We start from the raw sequence: 25,394 nt of genomic DNA, 5'->3' as shown, positions 1-25,394 counted from the left end.
AGGAGGAATAAGATGCTTAAATATTGTATAAAACGTATCTTATCTTTAATACCGGTTGTGTTCGTAATTTCAGTTTTACTGTTTTCTATGATGAAATTAATGCCTGGTGATCCTATTAAATTATCTATTTCACCATCCGTACGACCAGAGTATTATGATGAGGTATATGAAGCACAGAAAAAGAAAATGGGGTTTGATAAACCAATCCCGATTCAATATGTTAATTGGGTCAAAAATACCGCAAGTGGTGATTTAGGAATGTCTATTACATATAAAGAACCTGTATCATCTGTAATTGCAAGACCAATGAAAAATACAGTTATTATGAATGTATTTGTTTTATTATTTTCTTTAACGATATCAATTTATGCAGGAATACGTTCTGCAATTAAAAAGGGGAAATTTATAGATCAATTCTGGCAAATTTTCTCGTTAATTGGAATGAGTGTACCAAGCTTTTTTATAGCTTTATGTTTAATTTATATATTTTCTTTTACTCTTAAAATTGCGCCATCTGGCGGAATGCCAATTGATACATCTGACATAGGTAGTTGGATTTACCATTTAGCTCTGCCTGTAGCTACATTGACGATTATGAATCTTGCAGGGACAATACGTTATGTTAGAAATGCAATGTTAGAGGCGCTAAGTGAAGATTATATAAGAACTGCTAGATCTAAAGGTTTAAGTGAAAAAGTTATTATTTATTCACATGCTTTTAGAAATGCATTGATTCCAATTGTTACAGTAGTAATTATACAAATTTCTACATTGTTCTCAGGATCTATGATTGCTGAGCAGGTTTTTGCTTGGGATGGTCTTGGAGTTGTTCTTATTACTGCACTTAACAAGCGAGATTTTATGCTAGTAATTGCATTAAATATGTTTTATGCTGTAATTTATTTGGTTAGTAATTTTATTTGTGATATTGTATATGCGCTTGTTGATCCGCGTATTAAATTAGATTAGGAGGTATAGGAAATGAATGATAATAAAAAAAGTACTTTTTCACGTTTAAAAGATTCCTTTACTTCTATGTTCAAACGCTTGTTTTCTCCAAAGGCAAGACAAAAGGATTTTAAAAATGTGTTAGAAGAAGAGGCGATCACATCACCTTCAAAAGTAGTATGGAAAAACTTCTTACATGATAAACTGGCAAGAATTGGTATGTTGGGTTTTGTTTTGATTCTGCTATTTTGTTTTTTGGGAAGTGTAGTAATGCCGATGAAAGATCCTGCTAAAACGGAAACAGTTTTAAAAAATATTCAACCAGGACGTAAAATTTTATCTGTAGATAGCGGTCTTGAAAAAAAAGGTATAGAAACGATAGGAAACGGTATATCTTTTTCAATTGGATTAGATAAAACAGGTAAATTATATACATGGGGAAGTGATCCTTCTGGTGTATTAGATATCCCATCAAATGTGGAAAATAAGAAAATTGAAAAACTTGCAGTTGGTGATAAACATGCAATGGTTTTAACTAAAAATGGTGAATTGTTCGCTTGGGGATTTAACAACTTTAATCAGGCTACAATTCCATCTGATATCAGAAGCTTAGCTAGTTATGAAGGTATCGAAGATATTTATGCTGGTGAAGGTTATTCTGGAATCATAACAAAAGAAAAGAATTTATATCTTTGGGGTAACGTTAAAGCTAGTAAATTAGATATTTTACCTAGCAATGTAAACGGTCATGTTAAAAAAGTAAATGGTAGTTCATTTAATATGGTTATATTATTAGATGATGGAACAGTAGCTGTCGCTGGTACAACAGGAAATGAAATCAGTGCAGTACCTGAAGAATTAACGAATGGAAGCGTAAATGTTGTTGATGTAAAAATGACTTTTAGAACTGGAATAGCATTAGATGATCAAGGTAAGATTCATGTATGGGGATCTACAGACAAAGGCATGATGAATGTTCCAGAAATTAACGAAAAAGTTGTACAAGTTTCAACAAATCGTAATGCTATGTATGCATTAGGAGAAAGTGGAAAAGTTTATGCATGGGGCGATAACACACTAAATGAATTAAATGTGCCTAGTAACTTAGTAGCTGAAAAATTGTATAGTGGTTTCTATCAAACTTATGCAGTTAATAAAGATGGAACTGTGACTGCGTGGGGTAATAAAGGTTATTTCATGGGAACAGATCAATTTGGACGTGATTTATTAACTCGTTTAATGGCTGGTGGTAAAGTTACTTTATTGGTAGGTTTCCTAGCATGTATTGTAGAAGCAATCATCGGAATGATTGTTGGAATGATCGCTGGTTTTAAAGGCGGCTGGGTTGACAACTTGTTGATGCGTATATCAGAAATTTTCTCTTCAATACCTTTTATGCCTCTAGTTATCACTTTAAGTGCATTCCTTGGGGTAAACATGGGAAGTAATGAAAAATTAATCCTGATTATGTTAATTCTTGGATTTATAAGTTGGCCATCATTAGCTCGTATCGTACGTGGACAAATTCTTATAGAAAGAGAAAAAGATTTTGTTTTAGCTGCGAGAGCTTTAGGTATTAAAGAATATGCAATTATCATTCGTCATATTCTTCCAAATGTTTTGAATTTATGTATTGTTAACGTAACATTAAGCTATGCAAGTAATATGTTGACGGAATCAGGACTTTCTTTCCTTGGATTTGGTGTACAGGCTCCAATGCCTTCTTGGGGTAATATGTTGGATGGTGCTCAACAGTCTGAAGTTATTCAGATGTATTGGTGGAGATGGATCCTTCCAGCAGTTTGTATTATGATTGCTGCCTTCTCTATTAACTTAATAGGTGATGGTTTACGAGATGCTCTTGATCCTAAGGCAAATGAGAAGTAGGTGAAGTTATGAAATTATTAGAGATTAATAACCTTCATACTTATTTTGATACAAAACGAGGCTTAATCAAAGCTGTAAATGGTGTATCATTAAGTATAGAAGAAGGAAGAACATTAGGTGTCGTAGGTGAATCTGGTAGTGGAAAGAGCCAGACTGCCATGAGTATTTTAAAATTATTTGAATCAAATCAGAAGATTTATGAAGGCGAAATTTATTTTAATGGAAAAAAGATTTCAGAAATGTCTGAAAAGGAAATGACACATATCCGTGGAAATGATATTTCCATGATATTCCAGGAACCAATGACTTCTTTAAATCCAGTATTTACGGTGAACCGTCAGATATCAGAAGTTTTAATGTTGCATCAGAATTTAAATAAAAAAGAAGCAGAAGCAAAAAGCATTGAGATGTTAAAGGCTGTTAAAATCGCAAATCCCGAACAAGTAAATAAATCCTATCCATTCCAATTATCAGGTGGTATGCGACAGCGTGTTATGATCGCAATGGCTTTGGCTTGTAAACCAAAATTGTTAATTGCAGATGAACCAACAACAGCTCTTGATGTTACAATTCAGGCACAGATTCTTCGTTTAATGAATGAATTAAAAGCAGAAACTGGTACATCTATCATGTTCATTACACATGATTTAGGTGTTATCAATCAGATGGCAGATGATGTTGCTGTTATGTATTGTGGTCAGGTAGTAGAAACTGCTCCTGTTGATAATATTTTCATGGAAAGTGAGTTTATTCATCCATATACTGAAGGATTATTAACATCCATTCCAAGATTAAATTCTGATAAAAACAAGCGTCTTGATGCGATTCCGGGAAGTGTACCTCATCCATTGGATTTGCCAAAAGGATGTAAGTTTGCACCTCGTTGTAAATATGCAACAGATAGATGTAAACAGGAAGAACCTCAATTAACAGCAGTTAATGCAAAACATGCTATTCGTTGCTTCTATCCTGTAAAACGAGGAGGGAAAGAATAATGGAGAAACAAAAGCTGATCAAGTTGCATAATCTTCGTCAGTATTTCCCTGTGAAGAAAAGCAGCATTTTTGATAAAAATCAATTGTATGTAAAAGCAAATGATGGAATTGATATCACAATTCATGCAGGTGAAACTTATGGGCTGGTAGGTGAATCTGGATGTGGTAAATCAACACTTGGACGTGTATTATTACAGTTATATACGCAAACAAGAGGAAATACGATTTATTATGGTAGAACCATCTATGAATACCAGCCAGATTATGTTGCAAAAGATATTAAAAACTTAAGTAAGCTAGTATCTACTTATAAAAAAGCCAAAGCGGAAGTAAAACCTGATGATCCTAATCACACAAGTGCTGACAAAGCAGATTACTTATATCAGAAAGTCGCAAGAATTGCTGGTGGATTAATGCTAGATGCTGATTTAAATACAGCTTCAAGTTTATTGATGGAAGAATATAAAGCTGGATGTCATCTTGCTGATCTTAAAAAGAAAAAAGCGAACGCTTCTGAAATCGACCAAGCAGAAAAAGCTTATGCTGATGTACGTAATAAATTAGATGCTAGAAAGAATAATTTACGTACTATGGAAGGCTTTGCAGAAGCTGAAGAACTGTGGGATGGTGGTATTGATTTAACACAGTTAAATAAAGAAGAAATGCGTTTATTGCGTGAAGACTTGCAGATCATCTTTCAGGACCCATATTCTTCATTAAATCCACGACTAACCGTTGGTCAGATTATTTCTGAACCTCTTGTTGGGCAGGGAAAATTCAAAAAAGGTAGTAAGGAATTAGAAGAATATATCTTACAGGTTATGGGAAAATGTGGATTAGAGCCATATTTCATTCACCGTTATCCTCATCAATTCTCTGGTGGACAAAGACAGCGTATTGGAATCGCCCGTGCATTAGCTTTAAATCCAAAGTTTATTGTCTGTGATGAAGCGGTATCAGCATTAGACGTATCTATTCAGTCACAGGTGTTAAACCTATTACAGGATTTAAAAGAAGAACAGAATTTAACATATATGTTTATTTCTCACGATTTAAGTGTTGTTAAATATATTTCTGATCGAATTGGGGTTATGTATCTTGGTAATATGGTGGAAAGTGCTAAAGCAGAGGATATCTTCAAAAATCCTTTACATCCATATACAGAAGCATTATTAAATGCAATTCCTACAACAGATATTAACAATAAAGAACTACAGATTTTGGAAGGGGATATTCCAAGTCCTGTAAATCCACCAAAAGGATGTAAGTTCCATACACGTTGTAAATATGCAACAGAGCGCTGTCGTCAGGAAAAACCTGCATGGCAGGAAATTGAACCAGAACACTTTGTTGCTTGTCATTTAAGGAGTAAATAACGTGTTTTCAACTCGTAGAAAGATTAAGGAAAAATATGGGGATAACGAAAAGTTTTCTGATAAAAGGAATAAACTTGATGTAGAAAAAGGTGATATCCCTGCGATGATGATTGCGGCATTTGTCACACTGGTGATACCAGTTATATTGATTTTATGTGTGATTTTTGCAATCGTTTGGTTAATATTTTTACGTTAATAAAAATTAGAATCGCAAAATTTAGCTGATAATAGCTATATTTTGCGATTTTTTTATGACAAATTTTAAAAATCTAAAAATAATTTAGGATTTTTGCCTCAAAAATACGTATATATATAAGTGTAGTGAGGTAATGATTATGAACAATAGAGAAAGTATTATGAATTATTTAGCAAAGATTTATCACAAAGGAATCATGGAACGGGAAGATAAAGAAATATGTAAAGATTTTGACGAAATCATGGAAAAAATGCCTCCTGTTTTATCTATGATATTGCAAAATGATTATCTTTCCCCTGTAGAAGAAGGCTGGTGGAAATATCTGTATTCAAAAAGTAAGTATTACAAATTGAAAAATATCGCAATCAACGCATTCTTTGATTGCTTATACTTGTGAAAAATGTTATCATTTAATATAGAGGTAAGGTCATGTAAGGGTATGCAATCAAATGATTTTACCAAAGTTTTATACTTTTTTATAGGTATTTTATAGCAAGAGGAGGATGTACTTATGTTAAAAGGTATTGCGGCATCAGCGGGTGTTTCCATTGCGAAAGCTTACAAATTGGAATCTCCAAAAGTAGAAATCGTTAAAAAAGAAGGAAACCCTGCAGAAGAAATTGAAAAATTCAATGCAGCGCTGGAAAAAACTAAAAAAGATATTGAAGGCGTAAAAGAGAGAGCAGCTGTTCGTTTATCAGATGAAGAACTTGCAGTATTTGATGCTCACTTAATGATGGCAGGTGACCCTGAATTTGCAGCACAGATCGTTGGAATGATCGAAAACGACAAAGTAAATGCAGAATATGCAGCAGATACAGTTGCTAATCAGATGGTCGCTATGTTTGAATCAATGGATAATGATTACTTCCGTGAAAGAGCAGCAGACATCAAGGATGTTACATATCGTTTGAAATGTAATTTGTTGGGCTTAACAATCCCTGATTTAAGCGCTATCAGCGAAGATTCTATTATCGTTGCTTATGATTTAACTCCATCAGATACAGCACAGTTGAATGAATATGTAAAAGGATTCGCAACAAGCATTGGTGGTAAAACAAGTCACTCAGCAATCATGGCAAACTCTTTGGAAATTCCAGCAGTTGTTGGATGTGGAGATATTTTATCTGCAGTAAACCACGGAGATACTTTAGTTCTTGATGCATTAGATGGTGAAGTATTTGTAAACCCTGATGAAGAAACAATCAAAAAATATGAAGCAAAAGCAAAAGCTTATGCTGAAGAAAAAGAAGCATTGAAGGTTTTGGTTAACGCAAAATCTATTACAAAAGATGGACACCAGGTAGAATTAGCTGGTAACATCGGTGGATTCAAAGATGTTGAAGGCGTATTGAAAAATGGTGGAGAAGGCGTTGGATTGTTCCGTACAGAATTCTTGTATATGGACAATGATCACTTCCCAACAGAAGATGAACAGTTTGAAGCATATAAAGCCGTATTAGAAGGAATGCAGGGACGCAGAGTTGTTGTTCGTACATTAGATATCGGTGGGGATAAGAAACTTTCTTACTTCACATTCCCAGAAGAAATGAACCCATTCTTAGGATATCGTGCCATTCGTTTATGTTTAGATCGTACAGATATCTTCCGTACACAGTTGCGTGCATTAATTCGTGCGAGTGTTTATGGTAGATTATGTATCATGTTCCCAATGATTGCGACTGTAAAAGAATTCCGTGATGCAAAAGCAATCTTCAATGAAGAAAAAGCAAAACTGATTGAAGAAGGTGTTCAGGTAGCTGATAACATTGAAGTTGGTATGATGGTAGAAATTCCTGCAGCAGCTGTAAATGCAGATAACTTTGCAAAAGAAGCAGACTTCTTCTCAATTGGTACAAATGACTTGATTCAGTACTCTATGGCAGCTGACCGTATGAGTGAACATGTTTCTTACTTGTATCAGCCATATAACCCATCTGTACTTCGTTTGATCAAAATGACAATCGATGGTGCTCACAAAGAAGGTAAATGGGCTGGTATGTGTGGTGCCATGGCTGGTGAACCATATGCAGTACCATTGTTATTAGGTATGGGATTAGATGAATTCTCAATGTCAGCTACTCAGATCCTGAAAGCACGTAAGATGGTCACAAGCTTAGATAAGAATGAAGCCGCAAAACTTGCTGAAGAAGCATTGAAATTAGCTACAGCAGAAGAAGTATTAGACCTTGTTAAAAAAGCAGTAGACTAAAAAATATTATATATAAAAGCTATAGCGTATGCTATGGCTTTTTTTGTGCATGATAAAAGATCGTATAAAGAAGATGATAAAACATCTTGACAAAAAGTATTAGACAATGGTAATATAAACACAGTTAGCTTAGGCTAATTTATATTTTGATTCAATAGTTAGATTAATCTAACTTATAAAGAAAGGATTGATATAGGATGTCATTGATATTTGCGGATATAGGAAAAGAACATATAATCAAAAAAGTAGGAGGAAGTCCTGAAGTAAAAAAGCATTTAGAAAATCTAGGTTTTGTTGTTGGTGGCAATGTCACAATCATAAATGAGTTAGCTGGTAACATGATTGTAAACGTAAAAGAAGCCAGGGTTGCGATTAGTAAAGAGATGGCTCGCAAAATCGTAATATGATATGGGAAGGAGAAAACATATGAGAACACTTCGACAGGTAAAAAAAGGTGAGAGCGTTAAAGTAGTAAAACTTCGTGGTGAAGGTGCTGTGAAAAGAAGAATTATGGATATGGGAATCACAAAAGGTGTAGATATTCTACTTCGTAAAGTAGCACCGCTCGGCGATCCTATAGAAATAACAGTACGTGGATATGAATTATCCCTGCGTAAAGCAGATGCGGACATGATTGAAATTGAATAAATACCATGAGGCAAAAGCCTTTTATTTTAAGACGAAAGTTAGCTTAGGCTAATCTGAAAGAGAGGTATAAAATGAACACAAAAGAAATAAGAATCGCACTTGCAGGAAATCCAAACTGTGGCAAAACAACATTGTTTAATGCATTAACTGGTTCCAATCAGTTTGTAGGAAATTGGCCAGGAGTTACTGTAGAGAAAAAAGAAGGAAGATTAAAGAAACATGAAGGTGTCATAATTACGGATTTACCTGGTATCTATTCCTTGTCACCATATACACTGGAAGAAGTTGTCGCAAGAAATTATCTTCTTAATGATCATGTAGATGTAATCTTAAATATTGTAGATGGTACCAACCTGGAACGAAATCTGTATCTGACAACACAATTATGCGAACTTGGTATTCCTGTTGTTATGGCAATCAATATGATGGATATCATCAAGAAAAATGGCGATCGAATAGATGTTTTAGAATTATCAAATAAACTAGGTATTCCCATTATTGAGATTTCAGCTTTAAAAGGTACAGGCATCCAGAATGTAAGCGATGCGGTGATAAAGGCCACAGCATATGGAAAAACAGCTTCTCATCATACATTTTCTGATGTTGTAGAACACGCTTTGGCGCAGATTGAAGAAGTGGCATTACACGATATGCCAGAGGAAAAACAACGCTGGTATGCATTGAAACTGTTTGAACGTGATGAAAAGGTACTTTCAATATTAAAATTAAATGCTTCTATCAAAGCACATATTGAAAAAGATATACAAAATGCAGAAAAAGAGCTGGATGATGATGCCGAATCTATTATCACAAACGAACGATATCTCTATATATCATCCATTATTCAAAACTGTTATAAAAAGAAAACCAGAGGAAAACTTACAACCTCTGACAAAATAGATAAAATTGTGACCAATCGATTCTTAGCTTTGCCAATCTTTGTGATTGTGATGTTTTGTGTTTACTATCTTTCTGTATCCACCATTGGTACATGGGCAACGGATTGGGCAAATGATGGCTTGTTTGGTGATGGTTGGCATTTATTAAGTATTGGAAGTCATGACTATGATGAAGCAATCACAAATTATGCCGAAGAACATGTGTGGACACCACCATTGATTACAATAATAGATCAGGCTGTATCAGCGGATGTGACAGGCGCTAAAGAAATGAAGAATGCGATTATCCAGCAGGATTATTCAGCATTTGATGAAGCCTATCATACTTATACAGACGCCTTTACAAAAGCCGGATACGATCTTTCCCAAATGTATAATGCTGTTTTAGGAGATGATGTAAACGGGGTACCAGAACCTTCAGCGTATGGTATCTGGATACCAGGTATTCCTGTGATGATGAATCAGATATTAGAAAGTATCCATACAGCATCATGGCTGCAAAGTCTGATCGTGGATGGCATCATTGGTGGAGTAGGCGCTGTCCTTGGTTTTGTGCCACAAATGATCGTATTATTCTTATTACTTGCATTCTTAGAAGCTTGTGGCTATATGTCACGTATTGCATTTGTATTAGATCGCATATTTCGTAAATTTAATCTTTCTGGGAAATCTTTTATCCCGATGCTGATTGGCACAGGATGTGGGGTGCCTGGGATTATGGCTTCCAGGACCATAGAAAATGAAAGTGATCGCAGAATGACAATTATGACGACTACCTTTATCCCATGTGGCGCAAAACTGCCAATTATCGCAATGATTGCGTCTGCATTATTTCATGGCGCATGGTGGGTAGCACCAAGTGCTTATTTTATAGGCATTGCCGCCATTGTGATATCAGGGATCATGTTGAAAAAAACACGTATGTTTGCGGGAGATCCTGCACCATTTGTGATGGAACTTCCATCTTATCATATGCCAACGCTTACTCATTTGTTACGCTCTATGTGGGAGCGTGCATCCTCCTTTATCAAAAAGGCAGGTACCATTATTTTACTGTCATCTATCGTGATATGGGCTGGTTCTGTGTTTGGTATGGTCAATGGATCTTTTGGTTTTGATTTAGATATGGAATTAGAAAACAGTATGCTGGGAATGCTTGGCAATGTAGTAAGCTGGATATTTATACCGCTTGGCTTTGGGAACATTAAAGCAACAATTGCGACGATTATGGGACTTGTCGCCAAAGAAGAAGTTGTCGGAGTATTTGGTGTTCTTGATTTTGAAGGCATGAGTCAGTTGGCAGCGTATTCCTTCTTGTGCTTTAATTTATTATGTGCACCCTGCTTTGCGGCAATCGGTGCGATTAGAAGAGAAATGAACTCCGCTAAATGGACACTATTTGCGATAGGTTATCAATGCAGCTTTGCATATGCTGTTTCCCTGATGATTTATCAATTTGGATCACTATTTACAGGAGAAGGACATATGTCTGGATTGATCTTTGCGACTCTGATATTCTGTTTTATGATATACATGCTATTTAAACCATATAAAGAATTTATAAAACCACGTAAAACCATACGGGTTTAAGGAGGTATGGACATGCATTTATTATTTGATTATTTATCAACATTGATTGTATCGTTATTATTAATTGGACTAGTTGTTTTAATCATATATCGTATGAGAAAAGACAAAAAACAGGGAAAATCCTGCTGTGGTGGGAATTGTGGACATTGCCAAATGGGTTGTCACCATCATGACTCAAACATATAATGTGTGTAAATGAGTGATAAGAAGTGAATTATCCTGCAATAATACAAAACATTGCTAAAAATGACAAGATATTACTTTTCTAATAAGATATAATAGAAGTTGTAATAAGCACGAAGCAGGAACAAACAGCTTCCAACTAATAAACCCTGTATTTGGCATAACATGACCATGAGTTCAGAGGTTGTTTGTACTTACTATGTGAGGATAGTAAGTGGAATCCTATGATTTGTGCAAAGAAATGATTCTTAATCCCTTTCGAGAATCATTTTTTTTATGCTTTTTTTATGATACAATGAAGGCATGTGGAAAGGGATGTTGTCATGAAGAAATTATGTCTGGTCTTTTTTTTATTATGTCTGAGTTGTTTTGGATGTACGGCTTCTAACACAGAAGGCAATAAAGAACCTATTTATTTTTTATTTGCGACGCCTTTATCCAATCATACTTTATGGCTTCAGGCCAAGCAGGGAATGGAAGATGCATGTAAAGAACTAAAAATCTATTGTGATTGGAAAGGACCAACAGGTATTGATACAAAAGAAATGGAGAATGTGATTCTGGCAGGCATTTTACAAAAATGTGATGGCATTATTACACAGGGAGTGATTGATCCTTCTTTGATTGAACAGGGGAAGAATCAGGGAATACCTTTTGTACTGGTAGATTCAGGAATCAAAGACAGTAAGCCATTAGCAACCATCACAAAGGACTTTGATCAACAGGCAGACCTTTTATTAGATGATATAGAAAAAACGCTTGGAAAGGATGAAAAACTGTATATTGGCATACAGGTATCCCAGTTAAGCTTTGATCTTGCTCAGGGACAACTCCATGCAGTAGAAAAAGTATTTCAAAAACATAAAGGTGGCTATGAAATCATCGCCATCAGTGAATCCAAGTCAGATAAACTGCATGCCAGAGAAGAATGGCAAAAAGTATTAAACAAGAAAATGAATGTCGCATTAAACTTTGCAGGAGAAGGTGCGGCAGGCTGTATAGAAGCAATGAATGATGAAAACAGCAGTAAAGATTTGCTCGTATATGGTGTAGATGATATGAAAGATACTCTGGCATTTATCAAAGAAGGAAAGGTAAAAGGAAGTGTTGTCACCAGCTTTTATAATTATGGATATGAAGGTGTAAAAATTCTATATGATGACATTGTGTATGGAAAAAATCCAGAAAGCTCACAAATTGGAGCGAAGCTGATGCTGATCAATAGTGACAATATCGCATCTTATAAACAAATCAGGTGATTCTATGAAAAAGAAAAGTTTTAAAAGAACAATTTTCAGCTATAACCTGTTGTTAATTTCGATTCTGTTGATTGTGACAGGTATGTATATCATCATCAACCATCACACCCTTCAAAAATATAATGCCACTTATACCGCTTATAACCAGTTGAATAAATTCTATACTAACGTAAAGCTGATGAATGATTCTTTTCAGGGATATCTATATAATCCAAGTGATGAGAATTATCAATTATACAAAGATGCGAAAAAAGAGAGTTATCAGAATTTAGAAAATATCCAGGAAAGTTTGGACAATATGGATATCGAATGGCGTTTTACATCACTTAGAAATATGTTAGATGCCTATGTAAAACAGGCAGATATCGTAAAAAAAGAAAACATGCAGCCCAATGATACTTTTAATGAAGCATATGAAACATTAACAACCTATTATGCGTTGATTGATCATACCAATGCAGATAGCTATGGATATCTGACACAGGATATGCAGGTACAAAAATCAGCAGTACATAAATATCAACAGATCGTACAGCTGGTCACTTTGTTTCTATTATTATATGTAAGTATCTGGATGGTATATTTCTCCATTACAACGCTTCGTTCTTTAACAGACCCAATTGATAAAATTATCAAGAATATGAATCGTATCAAACAGGGGACATATGATTTAACACAGATTTCTAATGTGAATACCGAAATGAATGCCTTATGTATTGAATTAGAAGATATGGCAGGACGTGTGCAGGAGAATATCAGCTACGCAAAAGAAAAGGCCGAACTGGAAAAACGGGTGCTGGAACAGCAAAATGAGAATCTGAAGAAAGATGAGCTGCTTGCGCAAAGTGAATTAAAGATCCTGCAAAATCAAATCAATCCTCATTTTTTATTTAATACCTTAAATATGATATATAAAATGGCGTATCAGGAAGGAGCCATGCAGACAAGTGAATTAATGGAAAAAACCAGCCAGCTGCTTCGTTATGGATTAGACAGTGCCAATAAAATCAGTGATTTACATAAAGAATTAAAAGCTATTGAAAACTATAACTATATTCAGGAAAAACGTTATGGCGGACGTATTCATTTTCTAATTGAACAAGAGGAGGATGTAGAAAACATCGCTATGCCTAGTATGATACTACAGCCCCTTGTAGAAAATGCTGTTACCCATGGATTAAAAGATGTCACAGAAGATGGAGAAGTTAGTATAGAAGTAGGAAGCTATCAGGATGAGGTCATCATTAGTATCGCTGACAATGGTGTGGGAATATCTCCACAAAAATTAGAAAAACTGATATTAAATGATTTTCAGGTAGATGAAGATGAACGCAGTCACTTGGGACTTTATAATGTCACTAAGCGATTAAAAGCATTTTTTCACGATCGTGTAAAAATCATTGTGGACAGTGATATCGATTGTGGTTTTGAGATAACGATCAGAATCAGAGAGGGAGAAGATGTATGATAAAGATAATGGTCATAGAAGATGAGAAAATTGAACGTGAAACTTTGGTAAAGATTTTAGAAGAACATATCCCCAATGTAGAAGTGTGTCAGGCGATGAATGGAGAAGAAGCGCTACAGCTATATGAAAAAAAACAGCCCTCCATTATATTAGCGGATATCAATATTCCTAAATTCAGTGGTTTAGAGGTAATTCGCCGGATTCAATCTTATGGAAAGGATTGTGAATTTTTGATTTTATCTAGTTATGATTATTTCGCATATGCACAAGAAGCAATTCGCCTAGGGGTTGATGATTTTATCTTAAAGCCATATAATATTGCGGATATGTTACAGGCGGTAGAAAAAGTCATGGAAAAGCAGAAAGTGAAGAGTGTAGAAAAACAGACCAAAAATGAGTTGTTAGATAAACTTGAAAAATATACCCCGATCATGGAGAATGAATGCTTCTATAAGATCATGTCTAATGAAGATGATTTATCATTGAAACAGGCATTGTTATTGCTGGATAAACAAATTGTTTGTGGTTTTTGTATCGTAGGAACCAAGGAAGATGTACAACAGGATATGAAGGCTTTCTTTTATCAAGAGGATAATCGTATCATTACCGGGAAATTACATGGAGAATATATCACTTTTATATTTTTAAAACACTGGTTATTCCCTAAGGAAAAGGAAAAACTACATCAGAAATTTGAAGCATGGAAACAAATAGATCCTGCCTTACAGGTGGGCAGTATTGAAGAGGATATTCATATTTATGAATCATATCGTAAAGCTAAAAATAATACACTGGCTCAGTTTGCAAATGATCAAAAAGAGCCACAGAACAATGGCAATAAGGATGAATTGATACAGAAAATGATACAGGCATTTGATGATATCGAAGAAGAGAAGGTAAAAAAATATACACTTGATTATACCCAATCATTATTAGCGAGTGAAAAAGCCGTAATGGAAGAAGATATCCAACAGCTGATGGATTCTATATTTATACATCTAAAAGAAACCTATGCTGATATGGAAATATCACCGATTGCTCCTATACAGCTGAGCGCTACCTCTTTTCAGGAAGTGAATTTGTTTATACATATGAATATTATGAAATATTATCAGGATATGCTATCGTATCGATTCAAGAATACCAATCATCTTGTTCGTCAGGCTTTAAAATTCATTGATGCCAATTATCGGCGCCCTATCACATTGAATGATATGGCAGAAGCTTTGGATGTTTCTCCCTTTTATATTAGTAAGCTGTTAAATACAAGTATGAAAAAAACGTTCACAGAGCTGGTCAGTGAACGTCGTGTAGAGGCAAGTAAAGAACTGTTGAAAACCAACAAAAGAATCAAAGAAATCGCTTATGAAGTTGGTTTTCAGGGGCAGAACTATTTTACAAAAATCTTTAAGAAGTATACCGGAGTTACACCAAAAGTATATAAAAATACTTTTGAAAAGGAAGAAATCTAAAAAAATTTCTATAAATAACAACAATTTACTATATTTTTGTTGTATAATAATAGTTGCAGATAAGACCAATCATACTATCTGCAATACCATAATGTAAGGTTGTTACCAGCCAACCTTAAATTAATCCTTTTTCTTTAAAAAAGTTCCCGCTTCTCCCAGAGCGGGGCTTTTTTATTTTACCTCGACATTGAAGAATAATGCTTTGAAGCGTGGATCTGCTTTCAAAGCTTTTTTTATTTCAGGTGCCAACGTTTTTTCATCATCTGATGAAAATTGCAATCCAATGCCCGCTTTCTTTTCAAAGTGGATGCTTTCATGATATGCTTCTACAAATGATATGATTTCATTTTGCATTAGCGCACAATTGATTACGATCATGATCTATTCTCCTTTCTGTATTTCTTTTGCAACATAGCTGGTTAATAAATCAGCAAATACCAAAAAGAAAACCTGATTTTCTAAATATTTATGCATATTCTGGTTTCTGCTGTTAGGCAGCCAAATCACATGTTTTGCATATTTCTTTATAGATGTTTTATCATTCATGGTAATTAGAATGATGGAAACTTCTCTATCTTTAAATTCATCAATAAATTCCTTGGCACTATCACCTTCTGCAGTAAATAACAGTACGACGTCTTCAGAAGTAATAAAATGTTTGATTTCATGTCGATCATCAGCATTAAAGGCAATGGATGGTTTCGCCAGTTTCAACATATTATATTGAAATGATTGTGCAGGTAAATAACTTTTGTGCATACCAATCGTCACAACATTTCTAGCTTGTGCGATTTCTTTAGCAATCATCTGTAAATCATCATCTTTTAACACATTGCGCATTTGCAGTATAAGATTGCTGTAAGACTCTAAAATACTTTCGCTGCCGCCTTCATTTGTTAATGACTGTTTTTCACTTCGATAAATATCGAATTTAAATTCACTATAAGATGGATAACCCAGCTTTTGGATAAAACGAGTTAATGAGGCTTGTGAGATGCCATATTCTTTCGCAAGATTTGTAATGGTTGCGTTACGGAAAATTGCATCCGCATTTTTTGTGACCAGATCTACGATATGCAGATCGGTTTTTGTAAACGAGCTTTTCTTTAAATCAATTAATTCATAAGGATTCATTTTTCATCACCAGATTCATCATAACTGATTCGTTTGTTTAAATCAATATAAATATCTCATTTAGCTAGATTAATGATTTTTTGAATGAACTTATCAGCTTCTCCAATTTGAAGTCTTGAATTAAATGTTTCAAAATATTTTCCATATTCTTCTTCAGGGACAAAATAGTTACAATAATTTCCACTATAACAGATAAAAATGACAATTTTATTTGGAAAAGCCGCTTTTATTTTTTTTCCAAATGCGCTTAAAATATCCCCAGGTAAAGTAATTATCATGATGTTACCATAATCGATAATCAATGAACGAAGTTGCAAGGTAAACTTTCCCATAGCTTCTTTGATATCACATTTATGTAAAAATAAATCTTTCATGGGATTTGTATCATCAGCTTCAACACGTTTTCTAATCGATAAATGAATTGGATCATTTTTAAAATCAGATGTACTATCGTATGCGATATCTTTAAGTTCACATTGATCTAAAGTGATGTTTTCTGTTGTTTTTTTCTGGTTATATTGTTGGAGAATCGCGTGCGCAATCTGATCTAAATCTTCATGACCATCTCGATAAAATCTGGTGGAAACATCTCCACATGTGCCATTACTGATAAAAACAGGAGCTTGTAGTTGTTCTTCTAATTGATTTCGTACATGTCCTAATAAATCAGCACTCAATAAAAGATTATTGCCATTTAGTAATGTAGGATGTGTACTGATATTTACAAAGCTTCCGATTAATTGATTGTTATGAAAGAATTTTAATACATGAAATGATTTATCACTCCAGCCATCTTTTACATTACGATTGCCATATAGTCCATCTATCATACAAGTTTCATATTGTAAAGTACTTATTTGCATGTGCTGATGACAATATAACAGATCTTTTTTTATTTGTTCTTTTAGGTTTTGGGTCAACGCTGTTTCAGCCGGAACCGATTCAAATGTCAATTTAAAGTAACAGGGGGCTGAATGTGTATGAATACAGCTGATGATGATTTGATGCTTTGCAATACCAATAATCTTAGATACTTCTTCCTGAATTTCTTCTACAAAACTTTTTTCAAGACAAATACAGTCAATCATCGCAAACAGTATCACTTTTTGATCAACTTCTAAACTCATATAATTCACCTGTATAGGATCTAAAACTCCAGTACTTTTTTGTTTTCTATCGTAACCACCCATTCTGCAAGATCTATCAGGAGTTACATCCCGTTTAAAGAAACTAGTCTTCATACTTTTATCTCTCCTTTCTTCACTAATATTAAAACACATGAAAAAGCAAAATGCAAATATAATTCAAAAAATTAAAAAAAGTATTGAATGGTTCATTCAAATATGCTAGACTGTAATTGTGGTTGGAAGCGATAACATTTCTTAGGTGCACATAAGAAGCGTTATCAAATAACCGATTTAGGAAACTTCAGCAAATAGCTGGAAAGGAGAGAAAGGATTTTTATGTCTGAATCAAAACAAGGAATTATGGATAGATTCCAGGGGTTTATGGAAGAAAAAATATTGCCGTTCGCTACAAAACTGGGAAATCAGCGTCATATGGCAGCCATTCGTGATGGGATGTCTATTTTAATCCCATTAACAATTATTGGAGGTCTTGCAATGATACTTGCTATTCCTCCAGTACCTGCTGGATTAGAAAATACAAACTTCTTCAATGGATTATTATTAGGCTGGCAGTCTTGGGCTGCAACCTATAACGCAACACTGATGATACCTTATTACTTAACGATTGGAATTATTTCTATATACGTTGTAGCTGGTGTATCTTATCGTTTGGCAAAATCATATGAAATGGATGGTATTAATAATATGATTGCCGCATTGCTTGTATTCTTATGTATCGCAGGTTTTCCTGATGGAGCAACGATCCAGGCAGGTCAACTGGGTGCTGGCGCAATGTTTACTGGTTTATTAATTGCGATTATTGTTGTGGAAATCAACCGTTTCTTTATCAAAAAGAATATTTGTATTAAGATGCCTGCAGCAGTACCTCCAAATGTTGCCGCACCATTTAACGTATTATTACCATTAGGATTTAATGTTATTTTATTTTTATTCTTAAATATGTTAAGTACTGATCTTACTGGTGGTGGATTAACAATGCTGATCTATAAATTATTCCAGCCATTGATTTCAGCATCAGGAAGTTTACCAAGTATTTTACTGATCAACTTCTTAATGACAACCTTCTGGTTCTTTGGTATTCATGGTGCAAACATGGTTTCCGTAGTTGTTAGTCCAATAACAACAATGGGATTGGCTTTAAATGCTGATGCATATGCAAATAATTTACCTTTACCACAGATTTTCTCTGGTGCAGTCAATAGTGTGTTTGGAAACTGGATTACCTATACGGCAATGTTAATCGTCATGTTGTTGATGTGTAAATCTGCACAGATGAAGAGTGTATCTCGTGTTGCACTGATACCTACTTTGTTTAATATCAATGAACCAATGATTTTCGGTATTCCTACAGTATTAAATGTATTTACATATATGCCATTATTGATCTGTTCCATGTTAAATTTCTCTGTAGCATATTTATTGATGGACGCAAATATTATTGGACGTTTCTTTGTGACATTGCCATTTACAGTGCCAGGACCTTTACAGGCATTCTTGGCAACGATGGATTGGAAAACGATCATTGTATGGTTTGCGCTGCTGGTTGTTGACTGCTTTATTGTTTTCCCATTCTTGAAAACATATGATAAACAGCTGCTGGCAAAGGAAGCACAGGAAGAAGCATAAAACGAAAAAGGGCTCAGCTTGCTGGTAAGCTGGGTTCTTTATTTCTGGGAGGTAATTATGGAAATTGGTATGATTTTATTAAAACAAATCATTATGATGTTTATATTCATGTTGATTGGTGTAATGCTTTATAAACGTAAAAAGCTTACCGTACAAGGCTCTAAAGAATTTGGAAACTTATTATTATATGTAGTGATTCCACTTGTGATCATAAAAAGCTTTTGCGTAGAAAAAACGGATATACGGGTACAGGGATTGTTTTTATCCGCTATGCTATCTGTATTATCCTTATTACTTGCGATAACGATATCTTATCTATTATTCAAAAAGGTTCATCCATTAGATAACTTTGCGTCCTGTTTTTCTAATGCCGGATTTATTGGTATTCCATTGGTACAAGCCGCAATTGGTGAAAATGCAGTGTTTTATATAGCCGCATATATTGCTTTGTTAAATATCTTGCAATGGACCTATGGCTTATTTATTATGACACAGGATCAACAAGTTATTTCATTTAAAAAACTGTTCATGAATCCCATTGTGATATCTACCATCCTTGGTTGTGTAATTTTCTTTTGCAAGCTGCCGATGCCGGAAATGGGAAATACCCTGTTACAGGCAGTTGCTGGGTTAAATACTCCTTTGGCTATGTTGATTAGTGGCGTATATTTGGCACAGATATCATTTTTATCCATGTTTCATGATAAAAAATTGTTTTTTTCAAGTATGGTACGATTGCTGATTATACCATTGTTTACATTATGTATGATGCGCTTATTTCCATTTATATCTAAGGAAATACGTTTGGCCATCCTAATCGCCGCAAGTGCGCCGGTAGGCAGTAATATCGCAATTTTTGCTTCTTTATATGATAAAGAATATTTATATAGTGTCAAAACGATATGTTTATCCACAATATTATCAATGATTACACTACCATTTATTATCACAATTGCCCAAAGCTGGCTTTAAGAAAGGAGATCACAATGAAATTAATAATCAATGCAGATGATTTTGGCTATACCAAAGGAGTAACAGAAGGCATTATTTATGGATATAAGAATGGAATCATACGCTCTACTACCGTATTAACGAATATGCCATATATCGCTTATGGTGCAGAATTGATTGAAGATTTACCTGATTTGGGAATGGGGGTTCATTTAACCTTGACACTTGGTAAATCTTTAACCGGTGCACCCTCTTTAACATTAAACAACGGATATTTTAAAAATAAGAAGCAATTCTATGAAACACTTGATCAAATAAAGCCTGAAGAAGTATATGAAGAATTTAAAGCGCAAATAGAAAAATTTATTGATATATTTCATAAAAAACCAGATCATCTTGATTCTCATCATAGTGTACATGATGCAAAAGGAATGTTGCCTATATCAGAAAAACTGGCGAAAGAATATGCTCTTCCAATGAGAAGATATTCTGATTTCACATTTGTGACAGGATTTTATGATCAAACTGCTACGGTTGAAGCTTTGATTTCTTTACTTGCATCACACAAGGAAGAAAATATTGAAATTATGACGCATCCTGGATATTGTGATTTAGAATTATATCGTTCATCAAGTTATCATACAGCTCGTGTAAAAGAATTGGATGTTTTATGCGATAAGCAGTTGATAAAATTTATTGAACAACACCACATCCAACTTACGAATTATGGAAACCGATAGATAACTTCAGGGATTGAATCTTTGAAAATCGTTTTTTATTTATCATATTAAAATATTGAAAAATAATTCAGAAAAATATCATCTAAAAAAATAGCGCAATTCCTTTTTCACAAAGGCTTGCGCTATTTTTTTATTTTGTTAATTCTAAGAATTCATCAATACGTTTGGCAGCTGTATCCAATGCACTTCTCCAGAAGTTGATATCTGTTAAATCAATATCCATGATATCAGCTACTTCTTCCACATCCATCACTGTTGTGGCTTTTAGCATTTCACGATATTTATCCACAAAGGCATCGCCCATTTCCTGATATTTTACAACTAGACCTCTTGCGAATAAACCGCCAAATGCATAAGGGAAGTTATAGAAATTCAAATCAGCAGAATAGTAATGTGACTTATTGATCCACATATATGGATGCAAATATTCTGGATCAAGTCCATCTCCATACGCTTCTTTCTGTGCTTCCAGCATAATGTTTTTTAATTCTTCAGCATTTAAGAATTCATTTTTACGTCTTTCAAATACTTCCTGTTCAAATAAGAAACGAGAATAGATATCACACATAATCTGAGTTAAATCCTGCAGCTGTGTTTCAATTAATACGATTTTTTCATCATGATCAGCAGCATCAATTGCCGCATTCATAATGATATTTTCATTAAATGTACTTGCTGTTTCTGCCACTGGCATTGAATAATCCCAATTTAATGGACGGTGATCTTCAATCATCAAGCCATGATAAGCATGTCCTAGCTCATGCGCCAGCGTCACAATATCACCTAATGAGCCATCATAATTGGTTAAGACACGGCTTTGTTTCACAAATGGAAGGTTTTCACAGAAGGCGCCACCGACTTTTCCTTTTTTCGGATAGAAATCAATCCATGATTCATCAAATGCACGCTCCATCATATCTGCCATATCATCCGCAAATGGTCTGAAATGATCTAACAGATATTGTTTTGCTTCATCGATACTATAACGTTTATGATTTTCACCAAGTGGTGCAAATAAATCATACCAAGGAAGCCCATTTGCATGTCCCAGTAATTTTGCTTTCTGTTTTAAATATGCATGAAATTTAGGGAAATATTCTTTCATCGCTGTAAACATGGCATCTAATGTTTCTTTTTTCATACGGGATTGATGTAACGTCATATCTAATGGGGAAGTATAGCCACGTAATTCACTAATCGTATTTGCTTGTCCTTTGATACTGTTTAAAGCAAAAGCAATACTATCTTTAACCTGTTCATAAGAAGTAAGTTCTGCTTCATAGGCATCTTTTCTAACCTGTGGATCTCCATCATAGGCAAGATTTCTTACAGCGGACAGATTACTGTCTTCTCCACGATATACCACATTCATGGTAGAAGTCACAAATTCACGCAAGTTAGACCAGGCACTGCCGGCATTTAAATCCATCTTGGAAATGACATCTTCCACTTCATCACTCAACTGATATTTTGCATCACGTTTCGTGCTTTTCAATAAATAAGCATAAGCATGCAACTGTTCATTTTCTTCGATATAAGCATCTAATGCTTCTGTTTCCGCAATATAGCGGTTAAAGATAGAAATCGCTTTACTGATAGAAGCAGTCAGTGCCATCAAACGTGTTTGATAGTTTGAAGTTTCTACATCTGTTGTATCCGTGCTTTGACGCAAATTCACATATACGAATAGCGGATATTCTAATAATTGTAAACGTTCTAATAAATCCATCATGGTACAAAGTGTTTTCACTTCATCATCGCGAGTCAAAGATTTGCTGTATTCTTTGATTTCATTAATTAAATTTGTAAGCTTATCCAGATCCTGTGTAAATTCAGGATCATCGTATCCTTTATACAGGATATCTAACGACCATTCTTTCATAAAAAAACTCCTTTTTTTCATCATTTTCTATTATATCACGGATGAATAGAAATATGCGCTATGATAAAGAAGTTTTTCTGGCATGTACATAAATTAAATAAGCAATCGTGATCAAAAAGATGCTGTAAATGACAATCACCGGTAATGAAACCGTGACAGCTTCAAATAAAGTAATAGAACCAAATAACAGAAAGAAATAAGAACTGCCTACTTTTACAGTATTTTGACTTACATGTGAGAATATTAATTTACCCGCAAAGATACCAATTAGATTTGCAAGGAATAAGCCGAAAGCACCACCCAGAAAGACAGCCATATGTGCATCCATATGATCAGCCGCAAGGGCAACGGTCGCAAGTTGTGTTTTATCCCCTAATTCCGCAAGCATAAAGGTAAAAGCAATGGACAATACAGGAAAACGAACGGAAATATCTTTTCCTTCCTCCTCTTTACCATCTCTAAGATTCCATAAGCCAAAACCCAAAAACATCATCGCAGCTGCCATTTTTACAACTTTGATAGGAATATAATCACCAATTAAATCACCAGCGCATACAGATAAAGCAGATATCATACAGATACCAAGTCCCATTCCAATGACTACATTGCGCGTCTTATAACGATTGCATAAGGCCATCATCATAAGCTGTGTTTTATCTGCCATTTCGGCAAGAAATACTAATATAAATGTATGAAATAACATGTTATCACCAATAAAGCTTATGTGCTGATTTCACAATTATGTCTTTTTTTGACGGGACAAAACAAGATTAATTTTACTAAATATTCTAAAAATAACTATTATACACTAATATATGATACAATAAGAATGATTATTTTTAGGAAGGGAAATGATAATATGAAGGAAAAGGTGCTGTTGAAAACAAATCTATTTATATGTATCATCATCATTTTGGGATTTTTCATAACATCAATTATCAGTTATCATTCAAATAAACAGATTTTTCAAAAAGATATTGAAGAGGTATCTAATCTGACATCGGAAGGGATTTATCATAACATTGATACAATCTTCTCAAAACCAATCAATGTATCCATGACGATGGCGAATGATGTGTTATTAAAAGATTTCCTTGGTGAAGAAGCTTTGAAAAAAGATGATGATTCTTATATTAAACAAATGCAGGATTATTTAAATGCATATCGTATAAAATATGGTTATGATTCTGTTTTTCTGGTATCAAAAGAAACAAGCAGATATTATTACTACAATGGTCTTGATCGTATTTTAACAAAAGATAATCCAGAAAATGAATGGTATTATGATTTTTTAAACAGTAAAGCTGAATATGACATTAAAATCGATAATGATGAAGTCGCAAATGCAAACAATGATATCACAGTGTTTATCAACTGTGCCATTAAGGGAGAAAATAAAGAAACAATTGGTGTTGTTGGTGTTGGATTTCGAGTAAAAAACTTACAAAATTTATTGGCAAAATATGAAACTGAATATGGTATTGATACGTATTTGATCAATGCACAAGGCACAATAGAAATATCTTCCACAGACACGGCATATAAAGAAAAAAATATTTTTCAAAATGATGTCTTTCAGCAGCTAAAGAAGGATATATTGAATAAAGATTCCAATATGCAGGACTTTTGGTATCATTCAGGTAAAAGAAAAGGATATTTAGTCAGTCGCTATATTGATAATCTAGAATGGTATCTATTGATTGACCATGATACTTCACAATTACAGGCGAATTTAAACAGCCAGATCATTGGAGGATTCCTTGTTATTATTGCGGTATCACCTGTGTACTGGTCATTATTACCAATATCATTAAAAAATATAACCATACGATTGTGCGTATGACTCAGAAACATGAAAAAGAACATCGAGATATCTTTCAAAAAGCAACGGAACAAATGTTCCAGAATATCATTGAATTGGATATCACACATAATTGCTTTGGCAATATTGAAACAGAAGAATTCTTTGAAGATTTATGTGTACCAAAAGGAACCCCTTATGATGAGGCATTAAAAATTGTTGCTAGAGAACAGATTAAAGAAGAATATCAGGAAGGATATATAAAAACATTCAGTCCGGAAAATGTGTTAGATGCATATAAGAACGGCATAGAATCATTGACCTATGATTTCATGATTAGTGATGATGGTATAAGATATTACTGGATGCGTATCACTGCCCGTATCTTCACATGGGAAGAGGATAATTCCGTTAGAATGTTCTCTTATCGTCAAAATATTGATGCTCAAAAGACACAAGAGAAAAAACTGTTGGCAAATCTTGAACGAGATCATTTGAGTTCTTTATATAATAAAAAGACAACACAGGATAAAATCATCCAGATGCTGCATCAGCATCCTGAACAATTATTCGCATTCTTTATCTTAGATATTGATGCATTTAAACTGGTTAATGATCGTTTTGGACATGCAGTAGGAGATCATGTAATCGCAGATTTTGCGCATATTTTGAAAAATCAGTTTAATGAACAGGATATCGTGGGAAGAATTGGCGGCGATGAATTTGTCGCATTCATACCAGTGCATAATTATGAACAAGTGGAAAGAAAAGGTGCACAATTGGTAAAGGTTCTTCATCACAATTATCTGGAGAAAGACGTCGTTTGTCCAATATCCACAAGTATTGGTGTAGCGATAGCACCTGATGCAGGAACTGACTTTGAACAATTATATAAAAACGCAGACCGCGCGTTATATCAAACAAAGAAAAACGGTAAAAATGGTTTCACCATTTATCATAAAGAAAATTCATAAAATAT

The 25,394-nt window shown here is 34.3% G+C and carries 23 protein-coding genes and 2 pseudogenes; 20 read left to right on the top strand and 5 right to left on the bottom strand.

Annotated features, from left to right (window positions below; translation table 11 throughout):
• Positions 1-12: 12 nt before the first annotated feature.
• From DW761_RS14345 to DW761_RS14280, 15 genes and pseudogenes are all read left to right on the top strand, one after another.
• On the top strand, positions 13-969 hold the full coding sequence (locus DW761_RS14345) for an ABC transporter permease (protein WP_117455462.1): 957 nt from the start codon (positions 13-15) through the stop codon (positions 967-969).
• Between the two features lie 12 nt (positions 970-981).
• Positions 982-2,835 (top strand): ABC transporter permease subunit, encoded by a 1,854-nt coding sequence (locus DW761_RS14340; RefSeq protein WP_117455460.1) that lies wholly within the window; start codon positions 982-984, stop codon positions 2,833-2,835.
• A gap of 8 nt (positions 2,836-2,843) precedes the next feature.
• Complete coding sequence (locus DW761_RS14335) at positions 2,844-3,830, top strand: ABC transporter ATP-binding protein (protein ID WP_117455458.1); 987 nt, start codon at positions 2,844-2,846, stop codon at positions 3,828-3,830.
• Positions 3,830-4,102, top strand: a pseudogene (locus DW761_RS21885) (ATP-binding cassette domain-containing protein); the annotation flags it as partial. The gene DW761_RS14335 and the pseudogene DW761_RS21885, both read left to right, overlap by 1 nt.
• Before the next feature lie 402 nt (positions 4,103-4,504).
• A pseudogene (locus tag DW761_RS21880) lies at positions 4,505-5,206 on the top strand (ABC transporter ATP-binding protein); the annotation flags it as partial.
• A gap of 1 nt (position 5,207) precedes the next feature.
• On the top strand, positions 5,208-5,402 hold the full coding sequence (locus tag DW761_RS14325; protein ID WP_117455454.1) for a hypothetical protein: 195 nt from the start codon (positions 5,208-5,210) through the stop codon (positions 5,400-5,402).
• A gap of 139 nt (positions 5,403-5,541) precedes the next feature.
• Positions 5,542-5,799, top strand: a complete 258-nt coding sequence (locus DW761_RS14320) for an MG284/MPN403 family protein (protein ID WP_117518530.1) — start codon at positions 5,542-5,544, stop codon at positions 5,797-5,799.
• 114 nt (positions 5,800-5,913) lie between these two features.
• Complete coding sequence (ptsP, locus tag DW761_RS14315) at positions 5,914-7,614, top strand: phosphoenolpyruvate--protein phosphotransferase (protein ID WP_117455450.1); 1,701 nt, start codon at positions 5,914-5,916, stop codon at positions 7,612-7,614.
• 197 nt (positions 7,615-7,811) lie between these two features.
• Positions 7,812-8,021: a FeoA family protein gene (locus DW761_RS14310; RefSeq protein ID WP_117518529.1), complete on the top strand. Its 210-nt coding sequence runs from the start codon at positions 7,812-7,814 to the stop codon at positions 8,019-8,021.
• A gap of 19 nt (positions 8,022-8,040) precedes the next feature.
• Positions 8,041-8,262 (top strand): FeoA family protein, encoded by a 222-nt coding sequence (locus tag DW761_RS14305; protein ID WP_117518528.1) that lies wholly within the window; start codon positions 8,041-8,043, stop codon positions 8,260-8,262.
• Between the two features lie 71 nt (positions 8,263-8,333).
• Positions 8,334-10,751, top strand: coding sequence for a ferrous iron transporter B (gene feoB / locus DW761_RS14300; protein WP_117518527.1), 2,418 nt, complete (start codon positions 8,334-8,336; stop codon positions 10,749-10,751).
• Between the two features lie 12 nt (positions 10,752-10,763).
• Positions 10,764-10,937: a FeoB-associated Cys-rich membrane protein gene (locus tag DW761_RS14295; RefSeq protein WP_117455511.1), complete on the top strand. Its 174-nt coding sequence runs from the start codon at positions 10,764-10,766 to the stop codon at positions 10,935-10,937.
• A 320-nt stretch (positions 10,938-11,257) separates the two neighbouring features.
• A complete protein-coding gene (locus DW761_RS14290; RefSeq protein WP_117455513.1) occupies positions 11,258-12,193 on the top strand; it encodes a substrate-binding domain-containing protein in 936 nt (311 codons plus the stop codon).
• A 4-nt stretch (positions 12,194-12,197) separates the two neighbouring features.
• Entirely contained in the window at positions 12,198-13,661 is a 1,464-nt protein-coding gene (locus DW761_RS14285; RefSeq protein ID WP_117455515.1) for a sensor histidine kinase, read from the top strand.
• Complete coding sequence (locus tag DW761_RS14280) at positions 13,658-15,133, top strand: response regulator transcription factor (protein ID WP_117455517.1); 1,476 nt, start codon at positions 13,658-13,660, stop codon at positions 15,131-15,133. Before DW761_RS14285 ends, DW761_RS14280 begins: the two co-directional genes overlap by 4 nt.
• Before the next feature lie 171 nt (positions 15,134-15,304).
• Here DW761_RS14280 and DW761_RS14275 read toward each other — a convergent pair whose 3' ends face one another.
• From DW761_RS14275 to DW761_RS14265, 3 genes are read right to left on the bottom strand one after another with little or no spacing between them, the layout of a single operon-like run.
• Entirely contained in the window at positions 15,305-15,511 is a 207-nt protein-coding gene (locus DW761_RS14275; protein ID WP_117455519.1) for a hypothetical protein, read from the bottom strand.
• 3 nt (positions 15,512-15,514) lie between these two features.
• On the bottom strand, positions 15,515-16,267 hold the full coding sequence (locus DW761_RS14270; protein WP_117455521.1) for a MurR/RpiR family transcriptional regulator: 753 nt from the start codon (positions 16,265-16,267) through the stop codon (positions 15,515-15,517).
• 56 nt (positions 16,268-16,323) lie between these two features.
• Entirely contained in the window at positions 16,324-17,508 is a 1,185-nt protein-coding gene (locus tag DW761_RS14265; RefSeq protein WP_117455523.1) for a hypothetical protein, read from the bottom strand.
• Positions 17,509-17,730: 222 nt separating this feature from the next.
• Between DW761_RS14265 and DW761_RS14260 the strand changes: the two genes are divergently transcribed.
• From DW761_RS14260 to chbG, 3 genes are read left to right on the top strand one after another with little or no spacing between them, the layout of a single operon-like run.
• Positions 17,731-19,041: a PTS sugar transporter subunit IIC gene (locus DW761_RS14260; RefSeq protein WP_117455525.1), complete on the top strand. Its 1,311-nt coding sequence runs from the start codon at positions 17,731-17,733 to the stop codon at positions 19,039-19,041.
• Positions 19,042-19,098: 57 nt separating this feature from the next.
• Complete coding sequence (locus DW761_RS14255) at positions 19,099-20,013, top strand: AEC family transporter (protein WP_117455527.1); 915 nt, start codon at positions 19,099-19,101, stop codon at positions 20,011-20,013.
• A gap of 14 nt (positions 20,014-20,027) precedes the next feature.
• Entirely contained in the window at positions 20,028-20,732 is a 705-nt protein-coding gene (chbG, locus tag DW761_RS14250; protein ID WP_117455530.1) for a chitin disaccharide deacetylase, read from the top strand.
• A 130-nt stretch (positions 20,733-20,862) separates the two neighbouring features.
• On the opposite strand, the gene DW761_RS14245 is transcribed toward chbG, so the two are convergent.
• Together DW761_RS14245 and DW761_RS14240 are read right to left on the bottom strand one after the other, a co-directional pair.
• Positions 20,863-22,614 carry a M3 family oligoendopeptidase gene (locus DW761_RS14245; protein ID WP_117455532.1) on the bottom strand — a complete coding sequence of 584 codons (1,752 nt, stop codon included), beginning with the start codon at positions 22,612-22,614 and terminating at the stop codon, positions 20,863-20,865.
• 58 nt (positions 22,615-22,672) lie between these two features.
• Positions 22,673-23,317 carry a TMEM165/GDT1 family protein gene (locus DW761_RS14240; protein ID WP_117455534.1) on the bottom strand — a complete coding sequence of 215 codons (645 nt, stop codon included), beginning with the start codon at positions 23,315-23,317 and terminating at the stop codon, positions 22,673-22,675.
• A 156-nt stretch (positions 23,318-23,473) separates the two neighbouring features.
• Between DW761_RS14240 and DW761_RS21205 the strand changes: the two genes are divergently transcribed.
• Positions 23,474-24,457 (top strand): cache domain-containing protein, encoded by a 984-nt coding sequence (locus tag DW761_RS21205; protein ID WP_199485639.1) that lies wholly within the window; start codon positions 23,474-23,476, stop codon positions 24,455-24,457.
• Positions 24,454-25,389 (top strand): GGDEF domain-containing protein, encoded by a 936-nt coding sequence (locus DW761_RS21200; RefSeq protein WP_199485638.1) that lies wholly within the window; start codon positions 24,454-24,456, stop codon positions 25,387-25,389. The genes DW761_RS21205 and DW761_RS21200 overlap by 4 nt, the downstream gene beginning before the upstream one ends.
• Positions 25,390-25,394: the final 5 nt, after the last annotated feature.

It is taken from the genome of Absiella sp. AM29-15, from assembly GCF_003434225.1.
Classification (GTDB): Bacteria; Bacillota_I; Bacilli_A; order Erysipelotrichales; family Erysipelotrichaceae; genus Hoskinsella; species Hoskinsella hominis.
This window is presented reverse-complemented; position numbering and strand designations above follow the sequence as displayed.

Coding starts and splice junctions, on each gene's coding strand:
- DW761_RS14275 (WP_117455519.1), bottom strand. CDS start 15,511: ATGATCGTAATCAATTGTGCGCTAATGCAAAATGAAATCATATCATTT.
- chbG (WP_117455530.1), top strand. CDS start 20,028: ATGAAATTAATAATCAATGCAGATGATTTTGGCTATACCAAAGGAGTA.
- DW761_RS14310 (WP_117518529.1), top strand. CDS start 7,812: ATGTCATTGATATTTGCGGATATAGGAAAAGAACATATAATCAAAAAA.
- DW761_RS14260 (WP_117455525.1), top strand. CDS start 17,731: ATGTCTGAATCAAAACAAGGAATTATGGATAGATTCCAGGGGTTTATG.
- DW761_RS14320 (WP_117518530.1), top strand. CDS start 5,542: ATGAACAATAGAGAAAGTATTATGAATTATTTAGCAAAGATTTATCAC.
- DW761_RS21200 (WP_199485638.1), top strand. CDS start 24,454: ATGACTCAGAAACATGAAAAAGAACATCGAGATATCTTTCAAAAAGCA.
- feoB (WP_117518527.1), top strand. CDS start 8,334: ATGAACACAAAAGAAATAAGAATCGCACTTGCAGGAAATCCAAACTGT.
- DW761_RS14345 (WP_117455462.1), top strand. CDS start 13: ATGCTTAAATATTGTATAAAACGTATCTTATCTTTAATACCGGTTGTG.
- DW761_RS14245 (WP_117455532.1), bottom strand. CDS start 22,614: ATGAAAGAATGGTCGTTAGATATCCTGTATAAAGGATACGATGATCCT.
- DW761_RS14270 (WP_117455521.1), bottom strand. CDS start 16,267: ATGAATCCTTATGAATTAATTGATTTAAAGAAAAGCTCGTTTACAAAA.
- DW761_RS14265 (WP_117455523.1), bottom strand. CDS start 17,508: ATGAAGACTAGTTTCTTTAAACGGGATGTAACTCCTGATAGATCTTGC.
- DW761_RS14340 (WP_117455460.1), top strand. CDS start 982: ATGAATGATAATAAAAAAAGTACTTTTTCACGTTTAAAAGATTCCTTT.
- DW761_RS14240 (WP_117455534.1), bottom strand. CDS start 23,317: ATGTTATTTCATACATTTATATTAGTATTTCTTGCCGAAATGGCAGAT.
- DW761_RS14335 (WP_117455458.1), top strand. CDS start 2,844: ATGAAATTATTAGAGATTAATAACCTTCATACTTATTTTGATACAAAA.
- DW761_RS14255 (WP_117455527.1), top strand. CDS start 19,099: ATGGAAATTGGTATGATTTTATTAAAACAAATCATTATGATGTTTATA.
- DW761_RS21205 (WP_199485639.1), top strand. CDS start 23,474: ATGAAGGAAAAGGTGCTGTTGAAAACAAATCTATTTATATGTATCATC.
- DW761_RS14295 (WP_117455511.1), top strand. CDS start 10,764: ATGCATTTATTATTTGATTATTTATCAACATTGATTGTATCGTTATTA.
- DW761_RS14285 (WP_117455515.1), top strand. CDS start 12,198: ATGAAAAAGAAAAGTTTTAAAAGAACAATTTTCAGCTATAACCTGTTG.
- ptsP (WP_117455450.1), top strand. CDS start 5,914: ATGTTAAAAGGTATTGCGGCATCAGCGGGTGTTTCCATTGCGAAAGCT.
- DW761_RS14280 (WP_117455517.1), top strand. CDS start 13,658: ATGATAAAGATAATGGTCATAGAAGATGAGAAAATTGAACGTGAAACT.
- DW761_RS14290 (WP_117455513.1), top strand. CDS start 11,258: ATGAAGAAATTATGTCTGGTCTTTTTTTTATTATGTCTGAGTTGTTTT.
- DW761_RS14305 (WP_117518528.1), top strand. CDS start 8,041: ATGAGAACACTTCGACAGGTAAAAAAAGGTGAGAGCGTTAAAGTAGTA.